Here is an 11780-nt window from a genome sequence, read left to right on the forward strand (position 1 = left end):
TCAGTTCTCCAGGCCGCGATGCCAGCGCAGCAGGTAATTGTTCAGGCGGTTCATGCCGACGTCGATCGCCAGCCCCAGCATGCCGATGGTGATCATGCCGGCCATGATCTTGTCGGACCAAAAATACTCGCGCGCTTCCAGGATGCGAAAACCCAGGCCATTATTCACCGCGATCATTTCCGAGACGATCACGACGATGAAGGCGGTACCGATCCCGATCCGCACGCCCGACAAAATATAGGGCACGGCGGCCGGCAGGATCACGCGCACGAACATGGTGCGCTGGCTGGCGCCCAGGTTGCGCGCCGCGCGCAGGTAAATGCCGTCCACCTGGCGCACCCCGGCAATGGTATTGATCAGCACCGGAAAGAACGCCCCCAGCGCGATCAGGAACACGGCCGGCGGATTACCCAGCCCGAACCACAGGATCGCCAGCGGAATGTAGGCGATCGGCGGGATCGGGCGCAGCAGCTGCACCAGCGGATTGAGCCAGGCGTACACGCGCGCGTTGGCGCCCATGGCCAGCCCGAGCGGCAGCGCCAGCCCGGCGCCGATGGCAAAACCGAGCAGCACCCGGTACATGCTGGTGAGCGAGTCGACCATCAGTTCGCCCGACACGGCCCAGGCCAGCCAGCTGCCGTCCGCGTGCGGCTGCAGCGGCAGCAGGTACTCGATCCATTTGTGGAGCACCGCCAGCGGCGACGGCAATACCTGGGGATTGACCAGGCCCTGCACCGCCGCCAGCTGCCACAAGGCGATCACCACGGCCGGCACCACCAGGCCGATTCCCACTTCACGCAACTGTCTGCTGTTCATGCCACCTCCGGAAACGTTGTTTTCATGCTGTTGATACTGTCGGATTGTCGAACGGGGAGCCTGCTCACCTCACCCCCATGCTTTTCTTGGCCGCGTCGAGCAGCTCGGTCCTGACCCAGTCCCTGGCCAGGGGCGGACGCACCATGCGCCCCACGCCGGTGTTGACCATGGTGTCGGTGGTGATCTGGATATGCTCGGCCGTCACGTCCAGCGAATACGGCGCATTGCTGATCGCATCCTCGAAGTCGTCCCTGGTGATCTGGCCCTTGTAGATCACTTCGCGCACGTATTTCTCGGCGATGGACGGATGGGCCATGAAGGTGCGGGTCGCTTCGACGAAGCAGCGCATGAACTTGTCGGCCAGTACCCGCTTGCCGTTGTAGAAGGCTTCGGTCATCACCATGGTGCGCACCGGCTCGCCGATCGGCGTGTCGTAGGGTTTCATCACTTCCATCCCGAAACCCTTGTTGATGGCTTGCGACGATTGCGGCTCGGACTGCATCATGGCGTCGATGTTCCTGCCCATCAGCGCCTGGTTCAGGTCGGCGAACGGCAGGTAGATCACGTGCACATCCTTGCCGGGTGCGCTGTCGACGCTCATGCCGAATTTTTTCAGCTGCGCCATCAGCAGCACTTCCTGGATGCCGCCGCGCGTCACCCCGACCTTCCGGCCTTTCAATTCCCGAATGCCCCTGATGCCGAGATCGGACCGCGCCACCAGGCGCGCGCCGCCCTTGGCGAAACCGGCCACCACGAAGATCGGCGCCCCGCTGGCGCGCCCCGAAATGGCCGCCTCGGACGCGGTCGCGCCGACATCGAGCTCGCCGGCGATGATCGCTTGCATCACATCGAGCCCCTTGGCGAAAATCTTTTCCTCGACCTTGATGCCGCATTTGGGCGCGATTTCCTTGATGTACGAAACGGCGCCGAAATGCGCGAACTTCAGGTTGCCAAGACGGATCACATCCTGGGCGTGGCTGTGGCTGGCGGCGAACAGCGCCGCCAGTACGATGGTCTTGCCGATGAACTTCCCTGTCATGCCTGTCTCCGTTGGATGGTGCAGAGTCGATGAGGTACCGCGCGTGTCGTCATGCATGCGAATAAGACGCAACCGATCGCCGTTTGCCGGACCGTTGCCGCACTCACTCGCGCTTGCCTCGGAGAAAGATAGCCCGGAGAGAAACCAATGTCTAACGACTGGCGCAAGCTTTGCGCTGATAAGATGACGCCCCCCCAGTGAAAGAGATCAATGAAACCCATTTTGCATAAGCGTGTCGGCGCACCGTTGTTTTTCATGATGGTCGGCCTGGCCGCCATGACGACCGCGCAGGCCGGCGAGCGCCGCTGCACCTTTTATGAAGACCCGTCGGCCGACGGCAACGTGTTCGAGCCGCCGCGCTGGCCGGCATGCCGCTCGACGCCGCCGCCCAGGATCGCCTGCGCCCTTTCGACCCCTGCTGGCTGAACGAAACGAGCGAGTGGGGCGGCCACAATCCGCATAACGACCCCGCGCTCAAGCGCGCTCTGGAAGGGTGGCAAACCGAACGCGCGCGCGCCGGCGGACCCAAGCTCGCCGCGCTCGCCATCGCCGGCAAGGACGCTTCCGTGCTGAACTGCCCGGCGGACGCGTTTCGCAACGCCACCCGCACCCTGGGCATCCGCCTGGCCAGCTACGGCAGCGACGGCGCCACGCTGCGCGACTGGATCGTGGGCCAGGATGCCGTGTTCGCCCACCGCGATGCCGGCCGAGGCCCTGGCCGGCGCGCCCCACTGGCTGCGCATGGACCGCGCCTACCAGCAGGCAGCCGCCCACTTTTACCGCGGCGCCTACCCCGAGGCGGCGGCGCGCTTCGACGCCATCGCCCAGGATGCGGCATCGCCCTGGCACGTCACCGCGCCCTACCTGGCCGCGCGCGCCGGCGCAGGTACTGGCCCGGCTCGACGCCGAACTGGGCAGCGCCGCGCCGTCCGCCACGATCGGACAGGACGTGCGCGACTACAGCTACGCCTGGCGCAGTACCGCGCCCGCCGAACGCGGTCAACTGGCGTATGGCGCCTGGCTGGCGGCGATGCGCAGCGCGCGCGCCGCCAGCGCCTCCCCGGCCGAAGCGCTGCGCCAGTGGGAAACGACGCAACAGTTGCCGTGGCTGGTGGCGGCGCTCACGCTCGCGACAAAGCAGGCGCCGCCGCCAGCGGCGCTGCTGGCGGCCGCCCAAGCTGCGCGCCGAGCTCGAAACGGTGGCCTGGACGCGCGCCCTGCCGCTTGACCGGCCCGATGTGGCCACCCGCCTGGCACCCGCCATCAAGGCGCGCTTTGCCGGTTCGGGTCCGCTGGTGGACCAGATGCTGGCCGAAACCAATCCGGCGCTGCGGCGCGGCATCAGCGCCATGCTGCTGGCGCGCTATCCGGGCATGGTCGGCAACGTCAGCCCCTTCATCCGCTACGAGACAGACCCCGCCAAGTTCGCCCACCCGGTCATGCGCGCCAGCAACGACCTCGAACGGTCGCGCGAGAACTGGTGGAGCGTGTTCGCCGGCGGCACCCCGACTTACGGCAAGCGCGTCGCTGCGCCCGCCATGCCGGCCTTTTTGGCGGCCGGCGCGGCGGCCACCTTGCGCGCCGAGCGCGCCACCCTGGCGGCTTTGCCGAGTGGAACCGACTATCTGGCCGGCCTGGTCATGGAGCACGCCACGCGCGAGCCGGGCGATGCGCGCCTGCCGCAGGCGCTGTCGATGCTGATCCGCGCCTACGGCGGTGACGCCAGGGGCCAATACACGGCGCCCATGTTCAAGCACTGCACGCGCATTTCGCGCGCAACGAATGGGCCAAACGCACGCCGACCCACCGCTGACGGTCGCGCCGGCGCCGCCATCCCGATGAACGGACGAGGCATCGTGGCCGCAGCTAGCGCCCACGATGCCTTGCCGATACACAACGTTACAGATTAATTAATAGTTTCAGAATACACTCGCAAAAACCAACCAGGAGTTAACAATGAATTCACGCTCGTTTCAGCTGCGCCGCATGACCCTCCAGATGGGCGCCGCGGCGTTCCTGACCGCCTGCGGCGGCGGCGATGGACCGACTCCAACGCCGACGCCGACGCCAACACCCACACCAACGCCGACGCCAACACCAACTCCGACCCCGACGCCGACCCCGACGCCCACACCAACCCCGACGCCACCGCCAACACCGACCTACCCCGGCCCCGCGCTGCCGGCAGGACTGACCCTGATCGCCGGCGATACCGGCAGCATGATCAGTACCGACGGCACCGGCCTCGACGCCCGCTTCGGTTACATCCGCGATGCCCTGATCGACAGCAAGGGCACGGTATACGTCAGCGAGACCAGGATCGACACCCGTGGCATCTTCATTGGGACCGGCCCGACTATCCGTGCGTTCGGACGGGACGGCGTGGTACGCACCGTGTTGTCCGCCCCCGTGCCCGCCGATGAACCAGCCCTCTCCCTGCCGCCCAGTGGCGCCGCCCTGTCATTCGACCGCAACGAGCAGATACTGGCAAGAGTCGCGAGCACGACCTACCTGATCCGAAAAGACGGCAGCACGACCCAGGTACCGAACGACATCGACCCTTCCTACACTGTCAGCAACGCGGCCGGCATGCGCTACCGCATCAACTTCAGCGAGGGCGGGGGATTTAGCTCGATCACGCGCATCGGCGCCGACGGCAGCCTGACTCCGTTGGCGGGGAGCGACGTGCGCTCTTCAGAACCGCGCGACGGCCAGGGCGCCGCGGCCCGCTTCACCGGCATCTACCGCGTGGAGGTCGACCCGGCCGGCAATCTGTATATGATCGACGCGAAGACGATACGCCGGGTCACGCCGGACGGCCTGGTGACCACCTTGGCTGGCGTCGCCAATTCCACATTGCCAGCCCAGGATGGCAGCGGTAGCGGCGCGTACTTCGACGAGCCCCGATCACTGGTACTTCATGACGGCAAGCTGCTGCTGCTCGACACTAACGGGCTGCGCCTGATCAGCACCAGCGGCGTGGTCCAGACCATCGGTCCCAAGCTGCCGGGCGCGCATTACCTGCTGTCCGACCGCCAGGGTAACCTCTACGTCGTCTATAAAAACCATGTTTCCCTGCTTGTCCCCGATGGCGCCGCAGTGCTGTTTGCCGGCAAGCCCGACCTGTCCAAGCTCCCGGTGGACGGTACCGGCGCCGCCGCCCGCCTGGTGCGCCCGCAGTTCATGACGGCCGACAGCGCAGGCAATCTGTTTGTCATCGAAGAGCAACCGATCGGCTACCGCAGCACCGGCTATGTGGCGCAAGGCGTGTTTCTGCGCAAGGTGGCGCCGGACGGCAGAACCACCAGCACCTCGACGCCGAGAGGTTTTCCGAGCGGCATCGCGGCGGACAGGGCGGGTAATGTGTATGTCTCGGCCTTGGCTTACAGCGAACCAGTCCCTTGGGCGGGAGGGAAGCACGGTGCCGTGATTCACAAGGTGGGCAGCGACGGCGTCTGGAGCGTGTTCGCCGGCGTCGATGGTGAACTGGGCAAGCAGGATGGCATCGGCGCCGACGCCCGTTTCAACGCGCCGTCGATTCTCGGCTTCGACAATGCGGGCGACCTGTATGTACAGGACGAGGGCAATGGTTTGCGCCGCATCAGCCTGGCCGGTGCCGTGACCACGGTCGCCGCCGTGCCGCCGGAAGTGGGCCGGGTCGGCGACGATGCCGGCAACCATTACGTCGTCGACAGCGAGCACAGCACCATCTCGCGGATCAGCGCGGCCGGCGCGTCCACTATCGTGGCGGGCATACGGGACCACGCCGTGACGGTGCTCGGTCCCCTGCCCGGCAGCATCGAACGTCCGCGCGGACTGGTGCGGATCGGCATCAACAGCGTCGCCTTCATCTCGGGCAACGCCATCGTCAGGCTGGCGCTGCCCTAAACGGCGTGCCGGCACCCGGTTACCCGGCCGGCCTGGCTATGGAGCCCACCGCGCGCCGCGCGGTGGGCTCCCACGATGCCTTCACGATACACAACGTTACATATTAATAAATATTTTCAGAATACACTCGTTAAAACCAACCGGGAGTTAACGATGAATTCACGCTCATTTCAACTGCGCCGCATGACCCTCCAGATGGGTGCCGCGGCGTTCCTGACCGCCTGCGGCGGCAGCGATGGACCGACGCCAACCCCGACACCAACACCAACACCAACACCGCCCCCGACGCCACCTCCGGCCTACCCCGGCCCCGCACTGCCGGCCGGCCTGACCCTGATCGCGGGCGACACCGGCAGCATGGTCACGACGGACGGCACCGGCGTCGACGCCCGCTTCAGCTACATCCGCGATGCGCTGATCGACAGCACGGGCACCGTGTACGTCAGCGAGAGCACGATCAACAGCATCGGCGTGTTCGTGGGAAGCGGCGCCAGCATCCGCGCCGTCGGACGCGATGGCGTGGTGCGCACCGTATTGACCACCCCGAGGCCCGAAGATGAAGCGACGCTGTCCCTCACGCCTCTCGGCGCTGCCCTGTCGTTCGACCGCAACGGGCAGGTACTGGCAAGGGTCGGGCGCACGAGTCACCTGATCCGGCCAGATGGCAGCACGGCCCAGGTGCCGTACGACCCCGACCTTTCCTTCGTCGTCGGCAACGCGGCCGGCGTGCGTTACCGCATCATCTATAGCGAGAGCGCTTACCGGCATACCGCGATCGCGCGCATCGGCGCCGACGGCAGCCTGACCCCGCTGGCGGGGAGCGACGCCCGTTCGCCAGCGCCGCTCGACGGCCAGGGCGCCGCGGCCCGCTTCACCAGCATCAACCGGGGCGGCGTGGTGGTCGACCCGGCCGGCAACCTGTATCTGTTCGACGCGAAGACGATACGCCGCGTCACGCCGGGCGGCCTGGTGAGCACGCTGGCCGGCGTCGCCAACTCCACCTTGCCGGCCCAGGATGGCAGCGGCAGCGGCGCCTACTTCGACGGCCCCGGACTGATGGCACTGCATGAGGGTCAGCTGCTGGTGCTCGACAATAGCGCTCTGCGCCAGGTCAGCACCGCCGGCGTGGTCAAGACCATCGGCCCCGCACAGCCGAGCGCACGTCAACTGCTGTCCGACGGCCAGGGGAATGTCTACGCCGTCCACGAAAATCATGTTTCCCGGCTTGCCCCCGACGGCAGCATGGCGCCGTTCGCCGGCAAGCAAGATCTGTCCAAGCTGCCGGTGGACGGCACCGGCCCCGCCGCCCGCCTGGTGCGCCCGCAATTCATGACGGCCGACCCCGCAGGCACGCTGTTCGTCGTCGAACAGCAGCCGACCGGCTACCGCAGCACCGGTCCCTATCAGCGCAGCGGCGTGTACCTGCGCAAGGTGGCGCCGGACGGGACCACCACCAGCCTCTCGACGCCGAGCGGCCAGCCGAGCGGCATCGCGGCTGACAGGGCGGGGAATATGTATGTCTCGGCGTTGGCCTACAGCGAACCAGTCCCCTGGGCCACGGGGAAACATGGCGCCGTGATTCACAAGCTGGGCAGCGACGGCGTCTGGAGCGTGTTCGCCGGCGTCCATGGCGAACTCGGCAAGCAGGATGGCATCGGCGCCGCCGCCCGTTTCAATGCGCCGGCGATTCTCGGCTTCGACCATGCGGGCGACCTGTACGTACAGGACGAGGGCAATGGCTACCGCCGCATCAGCCCGGCCGGCGCCGTGACCACGGTCGCCGCCGTGCCGCCGGAAGTGGGCCGGGTCGGCGACGAGGCCGGCAACCGCTACGTCGCCGACAGCGAGCACAGCACCATCGCGCGGATCAGCGCGGCCGGCGCGTCCAGTATCGTGGCCGGCATTCCGGACCGCGCCGTGACGGTGCTCGGCCCCCTGCCCGGCAGCATCGAACACCCGCGCGGACTGGTGCGGGTCGGCATCAACAGCGTCGCCTTCATCTCGGGCAACGCCATCGTCAGGCTGGCGCTGCCGTAAACGGCGCATCGGCCCGCATGCAAGACCGGCCCGGCGCCGGTCTTTTGGTTAACTAATAAAGCTAATTATTCCCCCACCCTGACTTTGTTATTCATCGCCCCGCACTACAATCGTTAAATTCAAAACACCAGGAATTGACGATGACCGCACGCTCGTTTCAACTGCGCCGCATGACCCTCCAGATGGGCGCCGCGGCGTTCCTGACCGCCTGCGGCAGCGGCGATGGACCAGCCCCGGCACCCACGGCCACGCCGGCTCCGGCGCCGCCTTCAGCCTACCCCGGCCCCGTACTGCCGGCCGGACTGACCCTGATCGCCGGCGACATCGGCAGCATGGTCAGCGCCGACGGCACCGGGCTCGATGCCCGTTTCACCCTGATCACCGACGGCGTGGTCGACAGCATGGGAACCATGTATCTGGAGGAACGGGACCTGGGCATGAATACCGACACCTTCCGGCCCGGATTCGTGATTCGCGCCGTCACGCCCGGCGCCGTGGTACGCACCTTGCTGTCGCGCCCCGCACCGGACGGTGTTGAAGAGATGCGTGGGCTGCGGCTCGAGCAGGACCAGTTGCGCGTGCACACCTCCGTGGCAACCTATCTGTTCACCCGCGAGGGCACGCTGCACAGCACCGGCCCCGTGTCGGAACCGGTGCCCAGGCCCGACCGTACGGATGGCGACGGCAACGTTTACTGGTTCCGGGACGGCATCGTCTGGAAGAAGAGCGCGGCCGGTAACGTGACGCAACTGGCCGGCAGCGCCGGCAGCAAGGGGCAGGCGGTCGATGGCCGCGGCAGCGACGCCCGCTTCGACCAGTTTCAAAACATGACGCTGCACGATGGCCGCCTGGTCGTGATCGACAAGATGAACATCCGCACCGTCAGCTTGGACGGCGAGGTCGGCAGCACCGCCACCACCTTGCCCGCCATTCCCACCATCTTCCTGCCGCAGCAGGCGAACTTGCTCAGCAACGGCAGCGGCACGCTGTATGTCATCCACGCCAGCGCGATCAGCCGCCTTGGCGCCGATGGCACGCTGACGCCGTTCGCGGGCCGGGACGACCTGTCCGCCAGATCGGTCGACGGGGTCGGCGCCGCAGCCCGCCTGCGCATGCCGGCATTCCTGGCGGCCGACCCGGCCGGCAACCTGTACGCCGTGGAACGCCCTGGCATCGGTGTCGCGGACTTTCCGTACACGCAGGCCGGGGTCGCACTGCGCAAGATCGCGCCGGACGGCACGGTGACCAGTACCTTTCATCCCGGCGGCCTGGCCACCGGCATGGCGGCCGACAAGTCAGGCAATGTATTTGTTTCCACCGACCACTTCGGTGATGGCGGCCTGACCGGTGTTGCCGGCGGCCGCGTCATTCTCAAACTGGCGGCGGATGGCCGGTGGAGCGTGTTCGCCGGCCGCGATGGCGGCCCCGACAGCAAGATCGACGGCAGCGGCGCCCAGGCCAGCTTCGGCCGCCCGCGCATCCTCGGCTTCGACAACAGCGGCAACCTGTACGTGGAGGACGGCGCGGTGTACCGCCGCATCACGCCCGACGCGCTCGTCACCACGGTGAACGGCGTGCCGGGCATCGTGGGAGAGGTGTACGACGACGCCGGTAACTCCTACGACGTCGACACCGCGCACAGCACGATCGTGAAATACACCCCGGACGATATAGCGAGCATCGTCGCCGGCAAGCGCGACCACCCCGTGACCGTGCTCGGCGCCCTGCCCGGCAAGGTGGAACACCCGAGGAGCCTGGTGCGGATCGGCATCAACAGCTTCGCATTTATCTCCGGCAACGCCATCCTCAGGCTGGCGCTGCCCTGATCGAGCCCTGCGGCGCGCCCGCGCGCCCCGTGTGAAGACCGGCCCGGCGCCGGTCTTTTTGCTTGTGACTAGGGTAAAATGACGCCACAACCGGCACTCGCCGGCATCGCCCTATATATTAGTCAGGTCTGCCATGCTAGATAACTTAACCCAACGCCTTGCCAAGGTCGTCAAGACCATGCGCGGTGAGGCGCGTCTGACCGAATCGAATACCGCCGAGATGCTGCGCGAAGTGCGCCTGGCCCTGCTCGAAGCCGACGTGGCCCTGCCCGCCGTGCGCGAGTTCATCAGCCGCGTCAAGGAAAAAGCCCTCGGCGAAGAAGTCATGGCCTCGCTCAGCCCGGGCCAGGCCCTGGTCGGCGTGGTCCAGCGCGAGCTCGGCGCGCTGATGGGCGCGGACCTCGGTCCCGAAGCGTCGCAGCTGAGCTTTGCGCAGCAGCCGCCGGCGATCATCCTGATGGCCGGCCTGCAGGGTGTGGGCAAGACCACCACCGTCGGCAAGCTCGCCAAGTACCTCAAGGAAGAGAAAAAGAAGAAGGTCCTGACCGTCTCGGCCGACGTGTACCGTCCGGCCGCGATCGCCCAGCTCGAATCGGTGACCAGGCAGGTCGGCGCCGACTTCTTCCCGTCCGCCGCCACCGACAAGCCGGTCGACATCGCCCTGGCCGCGCTGGACTGGGCGCGCAAGCACTACCACGACGTCCTGATCATCGATACCGCCGGCCGCCTGGGTATCGACGAAGCGATGATGCAGGAAATCTCCGCCGTGCACGCGGCGGTCAACCCGATCGAAACGCTGTTCGTGGTCGACGCCATGCTGGGTCAGGATGCGATCAACACGGCCAAGGCCTTCAACGACGCGCTGCCGCTGACCGGCATCGTGCTCACCAAGCTCGACGGCGACTCGCGCGGCGGTGCGGCGCTGTCGGTGCGTCACATTACCGGCAAGCCGATCAAGTTTGCCGGCGTATCCGAAAAACTCGACGGCCTGGAAGCGTTCGACGCCCAGCGCATGGCCAACCGTATTCTGGGCATGGGCGACATCCTGGCGCTGGTGGAAGAAGCGCGCAAGGGCGTCGACAGCAAGGCCGCGGCCGACCTGGCCAACAAGATCAAGGTCGGCGGACGCTTCGACATGAACGACTTCAAGTCGCAGCTGGGGCAGATGAAGAAGATGGGCGGCATGTCGAGCCTGATCGACAAGCTGCCGGCGCAGTTCCAGCAGGCGGCGGGCGGCGCCAACATGGACCAGGCCGACAAGCAGGTGCGGCGCATGGTCGGCATCATCGATTCGATGACGCCGCAGGAACGCGCCAAGCCGGAACTGATCAAGGCCACGCGCAAGCGCCGCATCGCCGCCGGTGCCGGCGTGCAGGTGCAGGAAGTGAACCGCATGCTGGCCCAGTACGACCAGATGCAGGCCATGATGAAGAAATTCAAAGGCGGCGGCATGATGAAAATGATGCGCTCGATGAAGGGCATGATGCCGGGCGGGATGCGCTAGAAACCGCAGTCGGTACAGCTTAAGCCGTCGTTCCCGCCACAGGCAGAAACGACTCCCCGCGCCAAGGCGGCTCTCGGCGAGAACGACGGCAACATCAAAAACCGCCTTCCGGGCCTTAGTTCTGGCTTTTCCCTATGAAAACGCCGAAAAATTCTTGAAAAACACTTGCGTCATCGGTAAATCCCCACCAATATAAGCCGTGCGATGAATTGCGCAATTTCCCATGTGTTCGTTAAGGAGGCTTGAAGATGGCAACAGCCAAAAAAACCCCAGCAGCAGCGCCAGCAAAAAAGGCCGCCGCAGCTAAGCCAGCCGCAGCGGCAAAGCCGGCAGCAGCGAAGAAAGCCGCTCCAGCAAAAGCTGCGGCAGCACCAAAAGCAGCAGCCGCAAAAAAACCTGCAGCAGCCCCACGCAAGCCGAACGCCGCCTTCATGAAGGCGATGACTCCGTCCGCCGTCCTGGCAGCCGTGGTTGGCGCGACTCCGCTGCCACGCACCGAAGTCACCAAAAAAGTCTGGGATTACATCAAGAAGCTCGATCTGCAAGACGCGGCCAACCGCCGCATGATCAATGCCGACGACAAGCTCAAAGCAGTCTTCGGCGGCAAAGAACAGGTATCGATGTTTGAAATGACCAAACTCATTTCCGACCATCTGAAATAAAAAACAGA

Annotated in this window: 10 protein-coding genes; 8 read left to right on the top strand and 2 right to left on the bottom strand. The window is 66.1% G+C overall.

Annotated elements, in window-relative coordinates; translation table 11 throughout:
• The gene (locus RBA41_RS04695) at positions 1-816 is read right to left on the bottom strand and encodes an ABC transporter permease (RefSeq protein ID WP_306621542.1); all 816 of its coding nucleotides are present in this window, start codon (positions 814-816) and stop codon (positions 1-3) included.
• A 64-nt stretch (positions 817-880) separates the two neighbouring features.
• On the bottom strand, positions 881-1855 hold the full coding sequence (locus RBA41_RS04700; RefSeq protein WP_306621544.1) for an ABC transporter substrate-binding protein: 975 nt from the start codon (positions 1853-1855) through the stop codon (positions 881-883).
• Between the two features lie 210 nt (positions 1856-2065).
• Between RBA41_RS04700 and RBA41_RS04705 the strand changes: the two genes are divergently transcribed.
• The 8 genes from RBA41_RS04705 (at position 2066) to RBA41_RS04740 (ending at position 11772) form a co-directional block, all read left to right on the top strand.
• Positions 2066-2281: a hypothetical protein gene (locus RBA41_RS04705; RefSeq protein WP_306621546.1), complete on the top strand. Its 216-nt coding sequence runs from the start codon at positions 2066-2068 to the stop codon at positions 2279-2281.
• Between the two features lie 403 nt (positions 2282-2684).
• Positions 2685-3083 (top strand): hypothetical protein, encoded by a 399-nt coding sequence (locus RBA41_RS04710; RefSeq protein WP_306621548.1) that lies wholly within the window; start codon positions 2685-2687, stop codon positions 3081-3083.
• On the top strand, positions 3055-3765 hold the full coding sequence (locus RBA41_RS04715) for a hypothetical protein (protein WP_306621551.1): 711 nt from the start codon (positions 3055-3057) through the stop codon (positions 3763-3765). Before RBA41_RS04710 ends, RBA41_RS04715 begins: the two co-directional genes overlap by 29 nt.
• Before the next feature lie 46 nt (positions 3766-3811).
• Positions 3812-5743, top strand: coding sequence for an NHL repeat-containing protein (locus tag RBA41_RS04720; RefSeq protein WP_306621553.1), 1932 nt, complete (start codon positions 3812-3814; stop codon positions 5741-5743).
• Positions 5744-5896: 153 nt separating this feature from the next.
• Positions 5897-7780: an NHL repeat-containing protein gene (locus RBA41_RS04725; protein ID WP_306621555.1), complete on the top strand. Its 1884-nt coding sequence runs from the start codon at positions 5897-5899 to the stop codon at positions 7778-7780.
• 140 nt (positions 7781-7920) lie between these two features.
• A complete protein-coding gene (locus RBA41_RS04730; RefSeq protein ID WP_306621557.1) occupies positions 7921-9606 on the top strand; it encodes an NHL repeat-containing protein in 1686 nt (561 codons plus the stop codon).
• Positions 9607-9739: 133 nt separating this feature from the next.
• Positions 9740-11110, top strand: a complete 1371-nt coding sequence (gene ffh, locus RBA41_RS04735; protein ID WP_306621559.1) for a signal recognition particle protein — start codon at positions 9740-9742, stop codon at positions 11108-11110.
• A gap of 248 nt (positions 11111-11358) precedes the next feature.
• Positions 11359-11772: an SWIB/MDM2 domain-containing protein gene (locus tag RBA41_RS04740; protein WP_306621561.1), complete on the top strand. Its 414-nt coding sequence runs from the start codon at positions 11359-11361 to the stop codon at positions 11770-11772.
• Positions 11773-11780 lie beyond the last annotated feature (8 nt).

It is taken from the genome of Massilia scottii (genome assembly GCF_030846495.1).
Classification (GTDB): Bacteria; Pseudomonadota; Gammaproteobacteria; order Burkholderiales; family Burkholderiaceae_D; genus Telluria_A; species Telluria_A violaceinigra.

Coding starts and splice junctions, on each gene's coding strand:
- RBA41_RS04710 (WP_306621548.1), top strand. CDS start 2,685: ATGCGGCATCGCCCTGGCACGTCACCGCGCCCTACCTGGCCGCGCGCG.
- ffh (WP_306621559.1), top strand. CDS start 9,740: ATGCTAGATAACTTAACCCAACGCCTTGCCAAGGTCGTCAAGACCATG.
- RBA41_RS04695 (WP_306621542.1), bottom strand. CDS start 816: ATGAACAGCAGACAGTTGCGTGAAGTGGGAATCGGCCTGGTGGTGCCG.
- RBA41_RS04720 (WP_306621553.1), top strand. CDS start 3,812: ATGAATTCACGCTCGTTTCAGCTGCGCCGCATGACCCTCCAGATGGGC.
- RBA41_RS04725 (WP_306621555.1), top strand. CDS start 5,897: ATGAATTCACGCTCATTTCAACTGCGCCGCATGACCCTCCAGATGGGT.
- RBA41_RS04730 (WP_306621557.1), top strand. CDS start 7,921: ATGACCGCACGCTCGTTTCAACTGCGCCGCATGACCCTCCAGATGGGC.
- RBA41_RS04700 (WP_306621544.1), bottom strand. CDS start 1,855: ATGACAGGGAAGTTCATCGGCAAGACCATCGTACTGGCGGCGCTGTTC.
- RBA41_RS04740 (WP_306621561.1), top strand. CDS start 11,359: ATGGCAACAGCCAAAAAAACCCCAGCAGCAGCGCCAGCAAAAAAGGCC.
- RBA41_RS04705 (WP_306621546.1), top strand. CDS start 2,066: ATGAAACCCATTTTGCATAAGCGTGTCGGCGCACCGTTGTTTTTCATG.